This is a genomic window from Corynebacterium sp. AOP40-9SA-29 (assembly GCF_052377405.1).
Classification (GTDB): domain Bacteria; phylum Actinomycetota; class Actinomycetes; order Mycobacteriales; family Mycobacteriaceae; genus Corynebacterium.
In genome coordinates, this window is the sequence record NZ_JBQSWR010000005.1 from 108,390 (window position 1) to 124,672 (window position 16,283).

At 66.4% G+C, this 16,283-nt stretch carries 11 protein-coding genes and 1 tRNA gene; 9 read left to right on the plus strand and 3 right to left on the minus strand.

From position 1 onward, the window contains the following. Positions 1 to 2 precede the first annotated feature (2 nt). Positions 3 to 1,865 carry a molecular chaperone DnaK gene (gene dnaK, locus ACT3SZ_RS10320; RefSeq protein WP_444618459.1) on the minus strand — a complete coding sequence of 621 codons (1,863 nt, stop codon included), beginning with the start codon at positions 1,863 to 1,865 and terminating at the stop codon, positions 3 to 5. A 213-nt stretch (positions 1,866 to 2,078) separates the two neighbouring features. On the opposite strand from dnaK, the gene ACT3SZ_RS10325 reads away from it, so the two are divergent. The 6 genes from ACT3SZ_RS10325 to ACT3SZ_RS10350 all read left to right on the plus strand — a co-directional run bounded on the left by ACT3SZ_RS10325 (position 2,079) and on the right by ACT3SZ_RS10350 (position 8,093). Beyond that, positions 2,079 to 3,005 (plus strand): alpha/beta hydrolase fold domain-containing protein, encoded by a 927-nt coding sequence (locus ACT3SZ_RS10325; RefSeq protein WP_444618460.1) that lies wholly within the window; start codon positions 2,079 to 2,081, stop codon positions 3,003 to 3,005. A 134-nt stretch (positions 3,006 to 3,139) separates the two neighbouring features. Further along, positions 3,140 to 4,372, plus strand: a complete 1,233-nt coding sequence (locus tag ACT3SZ_RS10330) for a hypothetical protein (RefSeq protein WP_444618461.1) — start codon at positions 3,140 to 3,142, stop codon at positions 4,370 to 4,372. Positions 4,373 to 4,479: 107 nt separating this feature from the next. Beyond that, complete coding sequence (locus ACT3SZ_RS10335) at positions 4,480 to 5,745, plus strand: pyridoxal phosphate-dependent aminotransferase (protein WP_444618462.1); 1,266 nt, start codon at positions 4,480 to 4,482, stop codon at positions 5,743 to 5,745. Between the two features lie 12 nt (positions 5,746 to 5,757). Beyond that, the gene (locus ACT3SZ_RS10340; RefSeq protein ID WP_444618463.1) at positions 5,758 to 7,044 is read left to right on the plus strand and encodes a sensor histidine kinase; all 1,287 of its coding nucleotides are present in this window, start codon (positions 5,758 to 5,760) and stop codon (positions 7,042 to 7,044) included. Positions 7,045 to 7,077: 33 nt separating this feature from the next. Beyond that, complete coding sequence (locus ACT3SZ_RS10345; protein ID WP_444618464.1) at positions 7,078 to 7,314, plus strand: hypothetical protein; 237 nt, start codon at positions 7,078 to 7,080, stop codon at positions 7,312 to 7,314. Positions 7,315 to 7,340: 26 nt separating this feature from the next. Next, a complete protein-coding gene (locus ACT3SZ_RS10350; RefSeq protein ID WP_444618465.1) occupies positions 7,341 to 8,093 on the plus strand; it encodes a response regulator transcription factor in 753 nt (250 codons plus the stop codon). A 265-nt stretch (positions 8,094 to 8,358) separates the two neighbouring features. Here ACT3SZ_RS10350 and dcd read toward each other — a convergent pair whose 3' ends face one another. Continuing rightward, entirely contained in the window at positions 8,359 to 8,970 is a 612-nt protein-coding gene (gene dcd / locus ACT3SZ_RS10355) for a dCTP deaminase (protein WP_444618466.1), read from the minus strand. 113 nt (positions 8,971 to 9,083) lie between these two features. Here dcd and ACT3SZ_RS10360 point away from each other — a divergent pair. Next, positions 9,084 to 9,157, plus strand: a tRNA-Gly gene (locus ACT3SZ_RS10360). Positions 9,158 to 9,446: 289 nt separating this feature from the next. Next, positions 9,447 to 10,886 carry an APC family permease gene (locus ACT3SZ_RS10365; RefSeq protein WP_444618467.1) on the plus strand — a complete coding sequence of 480 codons (1,440 nt, stop codon included), beginning with the start codon at positions 9,447 to 9,449 and terminating at the stop codon, positions 10,884 to 10,886. A 94-nt stretch (positions 10,887 to 10,980) separates the two neighbouring features. Here the strand turns inward: ACT3SZ_RS10365 and ACT3SZ_RS10370 are convergent, their stop codons facing one another. Continuing rightward, positions 10,981 to 12,387, minus strand: a complete 1,407-nt coding sequence (locus tag ACT3SZ_RS10370; RefSeq protein ID WP_444618468.1) for a GntR family transcriptional regulator — start codon at positions 12,385 to 12,387, stop codon at positions 10,981 to 10,983. A gap of 246 nt (positions 12,388 to 12,633) precedes the next feature. Here ACT3SZ_RS10370 and ACT3SZ_RS10375 point away from each other — a divergent pair, with 246 nt between their 5' ends. Then, entirely contained in the window at positions 12,634 to 16,254 is a 3,621-nt protein-coding gene (locus ACT3SZ_RS10375) for a bifunctional proline dehydrogenase/L-glutamate gamma-semialdehyde dehydrogenase (protein ID WP_444618469.1), read from the plus strand. Positions 16,255 to 16,283 lie beyond the last annotated feature (29 nt).

A 16,283-nucleotide genomic window follows, 5' to 3' on the forward strand; every position in this document is an offset into this window, starting at 1 on the left:
GGTCACTTGGCATCATCTCCGGACTTGCCGTCGGTCTCGTCGTCGACGACCTCGGCGTCAACGACATCGTCGTCGGCCTGAGCACCCTCGGCGCCCTCGGCACCTTCGGCGTTGGCGGCCTCGGCCTCGTAGATGGCCTTGCCCATCTCCTGGCTCTCGGCGGACAGCTTCTCGACGGCGTCCTTGATCGCCTCGATGTCGTCACCCTTGAGTGCCTCGTCGACGGCGGTCGCGGCTTCCTCGACCTTGGCCTTGGTCTCCTCGGAGACCTTGTCCTCGCTGTCGGAGAGGAACTTGCGGGTCTGGTAGGCCATCGACTCGGCGGAGTTGCGGACCTCCTGCTCCTCGCGACGCTTCTTGTCCTCGTCGGCGTGAGCCTCGGCGTCCTTCACCATCTGGTCGATCTCCTCCTGGCTGAGGCCGGAGCCGTCCTGGATGGTGATGGAGGTTTCCTTGCCGGTGCCCTTGTCCTTGGCGGTCACGTGGACGATGCCGTTGGCGTCGATGTCGAAGGTGACCTCGATCTGCGGCACGCCGCGCGGGGCGGGTGCGATGCCGCCGAGCTCGAAGGAACCGAGCAGCTTGTTCTGCTGGGCCATCTCGCGCTCACCCTGGAAGACCTGGATCTGCACGGAGGGCTGGGAGTCCTCTGCGGTGGTGAAGGTCTCCGACCGCTTGGTCGGGATGGTGGTGTTGCGCTCGATGAGCTTGGTCATCACGCCACCCTTGGTCTCGATACCGAGGGACAGCGGGGTGACGTCGAGCAGCAGCACGTCCTTCACCTCACCGCGCAGGACGCCGGCCTGCAGGGCGGCGCCGACGGCGACGACCTCGTCCGGGTTGACGCCCTTGTTGGGCTCCTTGCCGCCGGTGAGCTCCTTGACGAGCTCGGAGACGGCGGGCATGCGGGTGGAGCCACCGACGAGCACGACGTGGTCGATGTCGGCGAGCTTGAAGTCCGCGTCACGCAGCACAGCCTCGAAGGGCTTCTTGGTGCGGTCCAGGAGGTCCTGGGTGATGCGCTGGAACTCGGTGCGGGTCAGGGTCTCATCGAGGAACAGGGGGTTCTTGTCCTGGTCGACGGTGATGTAGGGCAGGTTGATGCTGGCCTGCTGGGAGCTGGACAGCTCGATCTTTGCCTTCTCGGCAGCCTCACGCAGACGCTGCAGGGCCATCTTGTCCTTGGACAGGTCGACGCCGTTGGCGGTCTTGAACTTCTCGACCAGCCAGTCGACAACGCGCTGGTCCCAGTCGTCGCCACCGAGCGAGTTGTCGCCGGAGGTGGCGCGCACCTCGACAACACCGTCGCCGATCTCCAGCAGGGAGACGTCGAAGGTACCGCCACCGAGGTCGAAGACCAGGATGGTCTGCTCGGCGTCGCCCTTCTCCAGGCCGTAGGCCAGTGCGGCCGCGGTGGGCTCGTTGACGATACGCAGGACGTTCATGCCGGCGATCTGGCCGGCGTCCTTCGTGGCCTGACGCTGTGCGTCGTTGAAGTAAGCGGGCACGGTGATGACGGCGTCGGTGACGTCCTCACCCAAGTAGGACTCGGCGTCCCTCTTGAGCTTCTGGAGCGTACGCGCGGAGATCTCCTGTGCGGTGTACTTCTTGTCGTCGATCTGTTCGGTGGTCCAGCTGTCATCGCCGATGTGGCGCTTGACGGAGCGGATGGTGCGGTCGACGTTGGTGACCGCCTGGTTCTTCGCGGACTGCCCAACGAGCACCTCGCCGTTCTTGGCGAAGGCGACGATGGACGGGGTGGTCCGGGAGCCCTCGGAGTTGGCGATGACCGTAGCCTCGCCACCCTCGAGCACACTGACGACCGAGTTCGTGGTTCCCAGGTCGATTCCGACTGCACGTCCCATGGTGACTTCCTCCTGCTGTTCTTGAGCTTGTTAAGTGAGCCGCGCTCAAGTCTGCACCTGCCGTTCCGAGGTGTCAACCCGAGTTGAGTGCTTGCGACTCAATGTCTGACATCCTGTACAACTCACCGCAGGACAAAGTTGTTCCCGATCCACTCAACTTTTTTTCGCGGGCCTGTTTTGGGGGTCACCCCCGCTGCCCTAGGATCGACCTCCATGAGCCTGCAGATGCGCCTCCTCGCCGCCGCCCCCGGACTCCCTGGACTCTCCGGTCTCTCCGGCCTGGCTGGGGGCACGTCCTGGCGCTCCCCGGCGAAGGTCCGCGAACTCATGTCGCAACCACGGTCCTCCACCCCGCCACCGCACGAGTTCTACCAGGTCAACCATGTCGTCCTGGACACGCTGACCACCGATGACGGGGACTTCGACACCTACTCCCTGGTACCCGCCACCGATGCCCCGCGCGACACCCCGCTGGACATCTGCATCTACGTGCACGGCGGCGGCTACGTGAACGGACTGAGCACACGGCACTGGTCGCTGATCAGCGAGATCGCCGGCACCGGGATGAAAGTCGTCGTCCCGGACTACGGCCTCACTCCGGAGTTTGACGCCACCGCCGCCGCACGTCTGCTCGACCTCGTCGTCGACCGTGCCATCGCCGAGGCCGACACCTCAGGCCTGCGCGTCACCATCGCTGCGGATTCCGCCGGCGCCGGGCTCGCACTCGGCTGGCTGCTGGACCGAGGAAACAGGGCTAGTGCGATCGACCGGATCGCACTGATCAGCCCCTGGCTGGACGCCACCTGCCACAGCCCCGGCACCGACGACCTCGTCGACGCCGACCCCCTGCTGCACCCGGACGCGCTGCGCGTCGCCGGTGAGGCGTGGGGACGCCGCGCCGGCGTGGACGCGCCGCTGGTCAGCCCGCTCGCGGCGTCCGACACCCTCCTGGGGACGCTACCCCCGGTGCGTGTGTGGAGCGGTACCCGCGACGTCCTGCACGCGGATGCGGCGCTGCTGGTGCAGCGCACCGGCTGCGAGGCCACCGTCGTGGACGGTGCACTGCACAACTACCCGCTGCTGGCCGTGCCGGAGGGGCGGACCGCACGCGCCGAGATCCTGTCCTGGCTGGCCCCCTGAGCGGTGCCGGCGACACGGCCGACGCCGCCGTGGGTTAGTGAGACGGTCAACGGGGGCTAGAATGGACGCGACCGTTCCCCGCGCCGGTGCCACTCGGCACGTCGCAGAACCGTGTGACGAGACGAAGAGACCAGATGAGCAACCCCTCAGACCCCCACCGCCACCATGGTGACGACCTCCCGCGCGACACCGACGCGTTCGAGGACACCGAGTTCACCATGGGCGGCGATGCCGCCGGTTCCAATGGTTCCGACAGTTCCACCGGCGCCGACGGTTCCGACGGCTCCGATGGTTTCGCCGCTGAGGTCGATGACTCCGGCGCTCGCGACGACTCCGACGAGAACACCGAGGTCATCGACGCCGAGTCCGCCGAGGTGCCCGACGACGGTGAGGATGCCGAGTCTGGCGAATCCGCCGGGGACGCTGGCGCTTCCGGGGTTCCCCTGGGATCCACCAATGATCCCGAGGTCACCGGCATCATCCCCGTGGTGGATGACGAGAAGATCTCCGGCTACGAACTCAAGCGCTCCGCCGAAGGGAACACGGCTGGAGACGCTTCCGGGGACGCTCCTGGAGACGCCGACGCGGACTCCGCTACCAGCGCCCTCCCCCTCGCCGGTGTCGCCGGCGCTGCGGGGGCGGCAGGCGCTGCGGGTACCGCGGGGACCGCCAGCGCGTCGGCCGGGACACCGGCCGCGTCGGACGCACCGACGGGCACCGGAGAAGCAGCCGCTTCCGGCAGCAGCGCCGCGGCGTCCGGCAGTGGCACGTCTGGCGGGGACACGTCCGGCAAGAAGTCCTCACGCTCCTGGATCGGACGCTTCCCCACCTGGGGCTGGATTCTTGTGATCGGTGGAGTTCTGTCCGTCTGCGGTGCGGCGACCGCCGTGGCCCTGATGAACTCCGGCAGCGACCAGGAGCGTCAGTCCCCCTACAGCAGCGTGGAGCCGAACTACCCCACCCGCGAAGCCTGGGACTCCAGCAACCCGATCCCCACAGCGCAGCCGAATAACAGCTCCGGTTCGACCTACTACGAACCCGAGTATGAGGAGCCCGAAGAGTACTACGCGCCCTCCCCGGAGGAGTCCGAGGAGTCCTCGCCGGCGTCGCCGTCCTCCGAGGCACCGTCGTCCCCATCGGATAACTCCGGCAGCGGGAACAACGGCAATAGCGGAAACAACGGCAACAACGGGAACGGCAACGGGAACAACTCGGGAAACAACTCCGGGACCGAGGACGGAACGGGTACCGGCGGCAACAACAACGGCAATAACAACGGCGGCGGCACCGGGACCGGCGACGGTACCGACAATGGCACCGACAACGGCACCGATAGCGGCGAAACCGGGGACGACGACACCCAGTAGTGCGACACCGGTTCCCACCGAGCTCTTCGGACGGATTCGGCCGGATCCGCACCCCAGTTCCGGTAGTCGGCTGTCACGGCGACAGCCGGACTGGCACAATTACTGAAATGAGCACTGAAGAGAACAACGCGCAGGGGCTCGGCGGATCCGGTCAACTCCGTCCGCTCGACCAGTCGACGAAGCTCCAGAACGTCCTGTACGAAATCCGTGGCCCGGTGAACTCCGAGGCCGAGCGGATGGAGGCCGACGGGCACCGGATCCTCAAGCTCAACACCGGTAACCCGGCAGCCTTCGGCTTCGACGCCCCGGACACCATCGTCCAGGACATGATCGCCGCCCTGCCGTTCGCCCAGGGCTACTCGCAGTCCAAGGGCATCCCCTCGGCACGTCGCGCCGTGGTCTCACGCTACGAGGTCGTGCCGGGGTTCCCCGGCTTCGACATCGACGACGTCTTCATCGGCAACGGTGTCTCCGAGCTGATCACGATGACCACCCAGGCGCTGCTCAACGACGGCGACGAGGTGCTCATCCCCGCACCGGACTACCCCCTGTGGACTGCGGCGACGACCCTGTCCGGCGGCAAGCCGGTGCACTACCTCTGCGACGAGGAGGATGACTGGGCCCCCTCGATCGAGGACATCGAGTCGAAGATCACCGAGCGCACGAAGGCGATCGTGATCATCAACCCGAACAACCCCACCGGCGCGGTGTACAGCCGTGAGGTCGTGCAGAAGATCGTCAACATCGCCCGCGAGCATTCTCTGCTGCTGCTCTCTGACGAGATCTACGACAAGATTCTCTACGACGACGCCGTGCACGTGAACACCGCGTCGCTGGCCCCCGACCTGCTGTGCATCACCTTCAACGGCCTGTCGAAGGCCTACCGTGTCGCCGGTTACCGTGCCGGTTGGGCGGTGATCACCGGACCGAAGGAACACGCCAAGGGCTTCATCGAGGGGCTCACGCTGCTGGCGTCCACCCGCCTGTGCGCCAACGTGCCCGCTCAGTACGGTATCCAGGTCGCCCTGTCCGGACGCCAGTCCATCGACGACCTGGTACTGCCCGGCGGCCGCCTGCTGGAGCAGCGCAACACCGCCTACACCAAGCTCAACGAGATCCCCGGCATCAGCGTGGTCAAGCCGATGGGCGCGCTGTACGCCTTCCCGAAGATCGATCCCGAGGTCCACGAGATCCACGACGACGAGCAGTTCATGTTCGACCTACTGCGCTCGGAGAAGATCCAGATGGTGCAGGGCACGGGCATGAACTGGCCCTCCCCGGACCACTTCCGGGTGGTCACCCTGCCGTGGAAGCAGGATCTTGCCGAGGCGATCGAGCGACTGGGCAACTTCCTGGCCTCCTACCGACAGTAGGACGCACCGGACGTGAACTCTCCTTTCCGGGCGCCTCACCGCCCCAACCGGCTGCTCCGCATCCTGCGGGCCAGCCGGATCACACAGCTCGGCGTGGCCGAGACCGTACTCGCCGTCGCATTGACCGCGTTCGAGTTCATGGAAACCTCTCAACAGGTTTCCATGGGCACCGCCATCTACGCGGCGATTACATTGGCACTCATCGCCGGCACCGCGAAGTTCCCGGCAGCAGTCTCCATACTGTCCTTGCTGATGGTCCTGTCATCTTTCGTGATCGTCGACCTCATCCCGATGTACTCGATCTTCTTCACGATGTTGATCGTGGAGATCCTCGCCGCCAGTGGCCAGATCCTGCTCGCAGGTTCCCTGGCGTTCGCCCACTGGGTCCTCGCAGCCGTCGACCCGGTGGCCCGTGCCCTCATGACCGACGTCGTGTCGCTCACCGTGGTTGGCATCATGCTCGCCGCCGCTCTCCTCCTCGGATACACACGGGACCGGCACCAACGCCAGCAGAAGGACATGCGGGTATCACTCGCCGAACAGGAGCGCGAACAGCGCCTGGAACTGGCCCGTGAACTGCACGATTCCGTGGCCACATCCCTCACCAGTGTGGTGATGCAGTCCCAGGCACTCACCCTGTTGCCACCCGGTGAGGAGCACAACCACCGGCAGAGCCTGGAGAACATCTCCGAGTCCTCACGGGAAGCATTGGCCAACCTCCGCACGATGCTGCAGTTGCTCAATGAGAAGCCGAACCGCGTGTCCTTCCGCACCCGCACCGCGAGCCCACCCCTGGACGTCGCTATTTCGCGAATGGAGCAGGAGCTTGAAGCTCACTCACTGCAGCTCCGCGCGAGGGTTGAACTGCCACCAGGCATCGCCGCGGTGCTGAACGACCCTGCACCGGCGGACTCAACCAAGGCCAATGCCACCGCGTGGGCTGACCGCGACACCGTCATCAAGGTCCTCACGGAGATGACGTCCAACGCGGCGAAGCATTCTTCACCTCACGCGACGATCCACCTGGAGTGCACGGTGGATCACGACGTGGTGGAGATCAGCATGACGAACCCCACGCCCCGCCCCACCCCGCCGGATGAGTTGACGTCCGGGGGTATGGGGCTGGGGTCCATGCGAGCCCGAGCGACAAAGGCCGGGGGTACGTTAACCGCCCGGCTTCACCGCGGGCGCACCGGTGATAGCACTGTTGAAGCCCCCGAGCTACCCGGAGCGGGGGGAGGGAAAACGTACTTCTGGCGTACGACCCTCCGACTGCCTATAGTTGTTACCAAATCTTGATAAACACCCCTCACCTCGATCCAAGGAGCACCTATGTCCCGTTCGACACCACTGGGCCGCCGACTCGCACTGGCCACTGGGACTGTGGTCATTTCAGCCGGACTGCTTTCCGGCGTGGCCTCAGCCGATGCCTCGACACCTGAAGCCTCGACCACCTCGGGTGTGGCCTCGAGTCTGACCGGTTCCTCGTCCGTCGACACCAAGCGGGCCATCGCCGACATCTTCAACTGCAAGTACCACCCGTTCCACCCGTGGTGCCGCGGACGCTGAGAAATATCACCAGCAATCTGTCTGACATGCAATCAAGCTCTGTCCGCCTACTGATCGTGGACGACGATCCTCTCGTGCTCTCGTCGCTGCGCCTCTACTTCGGTTCGCCTGCCGGCGAGCAGATCGAGGTCGTCGGCGAGGCGTCCACAAGCCAAGGCGCGCTCGAGATCCTCGACGCCTGCACCCCGGAGACCCCGGTCGACGTCGTCCTCGCCGACATCCACATGCCCGGCATGGACGGCGTGGAACTCCTGGGACGTATCCAGGAAATGCCTGACCCCCCGGTCTTCGTGGCGATGACCGCACTGGACGAGGAGGAGACGATGCTCTCCGTCCTCGCCCAGGGTGGACGGGGGTACATCCTGAAGAGCTCGCGCCCCGAGTTCATCATCGATACGGTGCTCGCCACCGTCGGTGGCGGAACTGTGGTCAGTCCACAGCCGGCGTCGAACCTGGTCCGGCACCTGTCCCAGGATTCTCCGGACAGCTCGGCGATCCAGGCCGCCAACCACGCGCCACCTGCAGCCGAGCCGCCCCGGTACCCGGGTGCCCCGACACTGCCGCACCTGCCCGCCTCGGAGGAGCGCGTGCTAGCCCTGCTGTGCATCGGCATGTCCAATGCGGAGATCAGCCGGAAAACCGGCCGGTCGTCCAGCATGGTGAAGAAGCAGGTCTCGCAGCTACTGGGCCGGTTCGGCGCGTCCTCCCGCGTGCAGCTCGCCGTACTGGCGACCGAGGCCGGGTTCCGCCCGGACGACGTCCTACACACACGGCAGTGACCCCCCAGCGACACCGCACCGCGTTGCCATGATCTTTTAATATTGAGTTCGTAAATTGAATATCAGCGCCTCCGGAGGTCGCTGAGACACCACAGTCACGGTGGTCACCGGAGCCTACGCAGTGAAACGTCATCACTTGACCGACGCCTCCCGGCGAAAGGACCCGTATACGGCAGCTGAGCATTCTCCTCTTGAAACGTCAGCACTTAGCCCCCGGCAGCAGCAATGCTTCCGGGGGCGAGGTGTGTGCGGAGAACGCCGGCGACTACTTCCGGAAGTTCAGGTACGCCTTCGACGGCGTGGGGCCGCGCTGCCCCTGGTACTTCGAGCCCAGGGGCCCCGAACCATAAGGGGACTCCGCGGGGCTGGAGAGGTTGAACAGTGCGAGCTGCCCAATCTTCATGCCGGGGTACAGGGCGATCGGCAAGTTGGCCGTGTTCGACAGTTCCAGTGTGATGTGGCCGTTGAAGCCCGGGTCAACGAAGCCCGCGGTCGAGTGAGTCAGCAGACCCAAACGCCCCAGGGACGACTTCCCCTCAAGGCGGGCAGCCAGGTTGTCCGGCACGGTGACGAACTCCAGCGTGGAGCCGAGGACGAACTCGCCGGGGTGCAGGATGAAGGCTTCAGACTCCACACCACCGTCGTTGACGGGCACGCCGTCCTCCCCGGAGCCGTCACCGACCTCGACCAGGGTGGTGAGGTCCTCCTGCGGGAGGCGCGGGTCGATGTGGGTGTACCGGGAGTTGTTGAACACCCGGAAGTAGCGGTCGAGACGTACGTCGATGCTCGACGGCTGGATCAGGGACGGATCGAACGGGTCCAGGGCGAGGTCACCTGAACCGAGGGCTGCGCGGATGTCTCGGTCGGAAAGAAGCACGTCACTTACCCTAGCCGACCAGCAAGCACCCCGTTGTGCCACCCCGCCGCTGGGCTGTGTTAAAGTCGTCCGCAGTGCATGAGACAGCCACCGTGCTGACCTCAGGTGCGATCGCCGATGTAGTTCAATGGTAGAACATCAGCTTCCCAAGCTGAATACGCGGGTTCGATTCCCGTCATCGGCTCCACAGAATAAAACCCCTCCGAGCAGCACCGGAGGGGTTTCGTCGTCCAAAGGTGCAAGGACGACGTATGCGCTGCAACATTGGCTGCTACAGCCGGTCACACAGTTGGCAAGCACCCCCGACCCACTAGCTGTCGGAGAGTAACTCGAGCCGGTCACCCGCCTTGACCTGCCAATGAATGCCTTCCTCGATTTCACATTCTAATCTCGCCCTCACGAAATTCGCGACCGAAGGTTAGGCCCGACTACAGTTCGCCCCATTAATAATTGTCACAACCAAGAAAAGGGTGCACATGGAAGCGACGACGACCTCCACTGACCGACATTTCAAGAGGTCGCTAGGCACCCTGGGGATCTTCTGCCTCGGCTTCGGATCCATGATCGGGTTCGGCTGGATCGTGCTCACCGGCGGGTGGATCGAGGACGCCGGCGCAGGCGGCGCCATCATCGCCTTCCTCATCGGCGGCGGGATCATGGTCCTCGTCGGACTCGTGTACGCAGAGCTCGCGTCCGCCATGCCCTTCGCAGGCGGCGAGCACAACTACCTGATGCGCGGTATGGGCCCCAGGCTTGCACTGCTGGGCTCGTGGGGCATCATCGGCGGGTACGTCACCGTCTCGATGTTCCAGTCCGTGGCTGTCCCCCGTGCGGCGACGTATCTCTTCCCCGACCTCGCCCAGATTCCGATGTACTCCATCGGCGGCGAACCCGTGTACCTCACCTGGGCACTGATCGGAACCGCGACCGCCGTCATCCTCACCTGGATGAACATCCGCGGAATGAAGGGGTCGAGCCTCTTCCAGACATCCATCATCCTTTTCCTCGTCGTCGTCGGCGTGGTCCTACTGATCTCCTCGATTTTCAACGGCAAGGTCGAGAACGTTGAACCCTTCTTCAACAACGGGACGTCAGGAATGGTCGCGGTGCTCGTCGTCGTCCCGTTCCTCTTCGTCGGTTTCGACGTCATCCCGCAGTCGGCCGAGGAGTCGAATGTCCCGCCACGTCAGCTGGGAAAACTGATCGTCATTTCCGTTGTGGCGGCGACCCTGTTCTACATCATCATCGTCTCGACCACATCGCTCGCCGCCCCGACCTCTGCCATCGAGTCCTTCGACCTAGCAACGGGAGACGCCCTGGCCTACATGCTGGGCAATGACCTGTGGGGCAAGCTCGTCATCGCCGGCGGACTCGCTGGAGTGATCACCACGTGGAACGCCTTCATGGTGGGCGCATCCCGACTGCTTTGGGCGATGTCCAGGTCAGGAATGATCCCCTCGTGGTTCGGCCGGATGAACGAGAACACCGGCACCCCGGTCAACGCCCTGCTCTTCTTGGGCACCGTCACCGGACTGGCACCCTTCTTCGGCCTGGCGATGCTCGATTGGGCCGTCGACGCCGGTGGCCCCAGCATCGTGATCACGTACCTGATGGTCGCAGTTGTCTTCCTGATCCTGCGCAAGCGCGAGCCCTCGATGGAGCGCCCCTTCATGGTCGGCCGACGTCCCGTCACCGGCAAGATCATCGGCGTCCTCGCGGTCCTCGCCACCGCAGCGATGCTGGCCCTCTACCTTCCCGGACTCCCCGCGTTCCTGAGCCTCGGCCCGTGGATCCTCTTCGGGCTGTGGTGGGTGTTCGGCATCTTCTTCGCCCTGCGCCTGCCCTCGGGCATCGCCGGCGGCGAGGACTCCGAAGAGAAGCTGCTCGAGGCTCTCGCTGCGAAGCGCAGTAGCTGACCGGACCTCCCGTCATCCTGCATGAGGATCAGCTCAGATGACATGGGATGACATGGGCCGAGCGGCGCTACCGAGGAGGACGTGGAAATGACACCTACGCCTCCCCGACCAACCGCTCCCACAGGTCTGGGTCGAACGTCGTCGGAGAGACATGCACCATGTGGCGCACCGCGTTGTCGAGCTTTGCCCGCCACACGCGCACCGCGCCGTCCGCCTTGCCTGCCAACAGGGCGTTGAGGATGTAGCGGTCGTCGCCCACAATGCGCTGCACCGCCGGGGCGTAGTCCAACTGCAGCACGGAGATGAACATGCGCAGCCGCAGCGTCAACGCATGGAACACTCGCGACGACTGCGGCAACCCGCTGGCATCGGCCAAAGTCTGCTGGAAGTGCAGATCAGCCTGGTCCACGTCGGCGGCCGTCCCGTGCTCGGCTGCCGCCTCCACCGCCCGCAACGCCAACTGCGGTGCCAGCATCTGCTTGCGCGAGCGTCCCGAGCACGCCCGCAGGATCACCGCCCCCACCTGCAGCCGCGCTGCATACAGGTCAATGATGTCGCTGCCGGTGACCAAGGGCAGGGCGAACGTGCCGCCCGTGGCCGTGAGTAGACCGTCATCGACCAATCGGCGCATCGCCGAGCGCACCGCCGACACCGGAATCTCCATGTGATTCGCCAGCCTGGTGCTGGTCACCCGGTCGCCGGGACGGAAGCCGGCGTTCATGATCTCCTTGCGCAACGCGATGGCGATCTGCTCGGTCACCGAGATCTCGTTCTGCAGCCGTCTCGGCGTCGCCCCCGACTGGGCGTTGGACGGGGGTGGATACTCCGCCAGGGATAGGTGGTCCGAGTCAAAAACCCCGTCATTTCTCGTTCTGCGGCTCTCCGCCCCACCCACCTCAGGGCGTTCCCACTGCAACCCGTGCAACCCGTGACCCACCGCAACGGACACCTGTGCCAGCAGATCTCCGGGGACGGCGTCGACGGTCGGCACACAGGCGTCGAGCACCGCCGACAACTGACCCAGGAAGCCGTCCCAGCTCTGTCCGCCCGGTTCCCACATCACCCGGACGACCCCCGGCGGCGGCCCGTCGTCACCGCCGTCGAAGGACGCCTGGCTCTGCGGCCAGCCGGACACACCGGCTACCCGCAATGCCGCCATCACCGCGGTGGCCCGCCGGTCGGCAGCCTGCCGCTCCCCGCTACGAACAGTCGCCTCATCTGGTAATTCATCGCCGGAGGCACCGTCGTACGCCTCGAAGTGCAGGACGACCCGCGGGTACTCCACGCGGAAACCCGTCATCCACAACTCCCCCTGGGTGGGCAGCGTGACGGCATCCGGATCGTCCGCCCCCGCCCGGATCCGGCGCATCGCCCGGCTCACGACCGGCTGACTCAGACCCGTCATCAACGCGATCCGTCGCGTGGAGTAGTCACGCCCACCCACACGTGGTCCGGCTGTCGCCAGAACTCCGGCGACGATCTCGTCGGCGACCTCCTGCACCCGCGGCCGCCCCCGTGGTGGGGACGGTGGGTACACCTCGGGGGGAATTTCTACGGCCATAAGCACAGAGTGCCACACTCTCGTACCCGTTTACCGATTTTTGACTCAGAGTGTGCCCGTGTCCGGAACTGCCCCTGTCTGTGATGCGGGCGATACACGGATACTCGGCCAGTATCAGTGACATTGGCGGCAGGCATCCCTAACCGCAACCGCATCGATCAAGAACACTTCCGAGGAGGACAACCCATGACGACCGCGAACACCGCGTCCGGCAAGGAGAAGAAGACCGATACCAAGGCCCCGGCACAGGACACCGGCACCACCTCCGCCGTCTCCACCGAGCACCTCGCCCCCCTCGCCGACGCCGCGGTCGCCAAGGTCACCGCCTGGCTCAACGCCAGCCGGAAGTCCGACGTGAAGCCGAATCCCTCGGCCGAACGACTGTCCGCCGTCCTCTCCGACCCCAACGGCCTCGACTTCACCGTCGGCTTCGTCGACCGGGTCGTGCGCACCGAGGACCAGCACGCCGCCGGCCGCGCCCTCGCCGAGCTCGGCTCGATCATGCCGGACACCCTTAGCGCCCTCGACAAGGCGCAGATCAAGATGGGTTCCGTGCTCGCCCCGGTCATCCCGCAGGTCGTGGTCCCCGCCGCACGTCAGCGCATCCGTTCCATGGTCGGCCACATGATCGTCGACGCCCGGGACAAGAAGTTCGGCAAGGCCGTCGCCGAGCTCACCTCCGGTGGCCACCGCCTGAACATCAACCTTCTCGGTGAGGCCGTGCTCGGCGAGGCAGAGGCCGACAACCACCTCGAGGAGACCCGCCGCCTGCTGGCCCGCCCGGACGTGGACTACGTCTCGATCAAGGCGTCCTCCATCGCCTCGCGCATCAGCCTCTGGGGTTTCGAGGGCACCGTCGACTACATCGTCGAGCGCCTCACCCCGCTCTACGTCGAGGCCGCCCGCGCGCCGAAGGGCTCCAAGTTCATCAACCTGGACATGGAGGAGTACCGCGACCTCACCCTGACCATCGCCGTCTTCCGCCGCCTGCTCAGCCTGCCGGAGACCAAGCACCTGGAGGCCGGCATCGTGCTGCAGGCCTACCTGCCGGACGCGCTCGGCGCGATCCAGGAGCTCTCCGCCTTCGCCGACGAGCGCGTCGCCGACGGTGGTGCGGGCATCAAGGTCCGCCTGGTCAAGGGTGCGAACCTGGCCATGGAGACCGTGCACGCCGAGGTCGCGGACTGGCCCGTCACCACCTGCGCCTCCAAGCAGGACACGGACGCCAACTACAAGCTCGTCCTCGACTGGACGATGCACCCGGAGAACATGCGCGGACTGCGCCTGGGCGTGGCCGGCCACAACCTCTTCGACATCGCCTTCGCCCACATGCTGTCCGTCAAGCGCGGCGTCACCGACCGCGTCGAGTTCGAGATGCTGCAGGGCATGGCCACCGAGCAGGCCGAGGCCGTGAGCTCGGACGTGGGCCAGCTGCTGCTCTACGTGCCCGCCGTGCGCCCCCAGGAGTTCGACGTCGCCATCTCCTACCTGGTGCGTCGCCTGGAGGAGAACGCCGCCAGCGCGAACTTCATGTCCGGCATCTTCGACCTGGAGCCCGGCAACGAGATCTTCCGCCGCGAGGAGGCCCGCTTCCGCGCCTCCCTCGGCGACCTCGCCGCACTGCTGTCCACCAACGGCTACACCGCCCCGCTGCCGAACCACCAGCAGGACCGTTCCGCCGAGGTCGAGCCGTCCTCCGATGAGCTCGCCGCGTCCTACGCCGACGGCGTCCTGCCCGCCTTCGACAACGAGGCCGACACCGACCCGTCACTGCCCGCCAACCAGGCGTGGGCCGCTGAGGCCATCGCGGTCTCCGCGCAGGACGGCTGGCTGGACGCCCAGACCGCGCCGACCATCGTCGCCGACGGTGAGGTCGATTCCCTGGTCACCTCCACCCGCGACGCCGCCGCCGACTGGGCCGCAACCCCGGCCACCGAGCGCGCCGCGATCCTGTACCGCACCGCCGACCTGCTCGCCGCCCGCCGCGGCCACCTGGTCTCCATCGCCGCCGCCGAGGTCGGCAAGGCCGTCTCCCAGGCCGACACCGAGATCTCCGAGGCCATCGACTTCGCCCGCTACTACGCGCACTACGCCCTGGAGCTCGAGAAGGTCGACAACGCCGCCTTCACGCCCGACAAGGTCGTGCTGGTCACCCCGCCGTGGAACTTCCCGCTGGCCATCCCCGCCGGCTCCACCTTCGCCGCGCTGGCCGCCGGCGCCGCGGTGATCCACAAGCCGTCGAAGCCGACCCCGCACTGCTCCATGGCCATCCTCGACGCCCTGTGGGACGCCGGCGTGCCGCGCGAGGTCCTGCGCGGCGTGTACCCCGCCGACCGCACCGCAGGACGCAGCCTCGTCAGCCACCCCTCGGTCGACCGCGTGATCCTCACCGGTGCCTCCGAGACCGCCGCGATGTTCGAGTCCTGGCGCCCGGAGCTGAAGATCAACGCCGAGACGTCCGGCAAGAACGGCATGATCGTCACGCCCGCCGCCGACCGCGACCTGGCCGTCGCCGACATGGTGTACTCCGCCTTCGGCCACGCCGGCCAGAAGTGCTCCGCGGCCTCCCTCGGCATCCTCGTCGGCAGCGTGTACGACTCCGAGCGTTTCCGCCGCCAGCTCATCGACGCCGCCGCCTCGATGATCATCGACTGGCCGACCAATATGCGCGCCGACATGGGCCCGCTCACCGAGCTGCCCAGCGACAAGCTGCAGCGCGCAATGACCACCCTGGAGGACGGCGAGTCCTGGCTGCTCAAGCCGCGCCAGCTCGACGACACCGGCCGCCTGTGGTCCCCCGGCATCAAGGACGGCGTGAAGCCGGGCTCCTTCTTCCACCTCACCGAGGTCTTCGGCCCGGTCCTGGGCCTGATGAAGGCCAAGGACCTGGACGAGGCGATCACCCTGCAGAACGCCACGGACTTCGGCCTGACCGGCGGTATCCAGAGCCTCGACCCGTCCGAGGTGCGCACCTGGGTGGAGCGCATCGAGGTCGGCAACGCCTACGTGAACCGTGGCATCACCGGCGCGATCGTGCAGCGTCAGTCCTTCGGCGGCTGGAAGCAGTCCTCCGTGGGCCTGGGTTCCAAGGCCGGTGGCCCGAACTACGTGATGCTGATGGGCAGCTGGGCCGACGACACCGCCGCCGGTTCCTCCGTCTCGCCCACCGGCTCCGCCCCGGTGGACGGCTACATCGCCGAGTTGCAGCGTCGGAGCACCTTGTCCGTCGCCGACGCCGCGTGGCTCGCTGCCGCCGGACGCTCCGACAACGATGCCTGGGAGTCCGAGTTCGGCACCCCGCGCGATGTCACCGGCCTGACCGCCGAGGCGAATATCTTCCGCTACCGTCCCGCGCACGTGGTGCTGCGGATCAGTGCGGACGCCCGCCCCGTCGAGGTCGCCCGCGCCATCATCGCCGCGCACCGCACCGGTTCGCCGCTGCGCGTCGTCGTCGATCCGACCGTGGACGGCAAGGTGCAGGACGTCCTGGCCGCGTCCAACCGTCTGGGCGTCGATCTCGCCATGACGACCGCGGACGACGACGACTTCGCCGCGCAGCTGTCATCGCGTGCGCTGGACGACGGTGTCGGTGCCCGCGTGCGTGTCATCGGCACCCGCAACCCGGAGACCCTCTCCACGCTGGCTGATCGTCCCGAGGTGTGCCTGCTCAACGACGAGGTCACCGCCTCGGGCCGCGTCGAGCTGCGCCTGTGGCTCAAGGAGCAGGCCGTGTCCATGACGCTGCACCGCTTCGGTAACCCGAGCACCGAGTTCCACGCCCTGGCCGACGAGGTCCGCCGCGGGTAGGAGCGCTGGAGCGCCGTAATACACGGAAT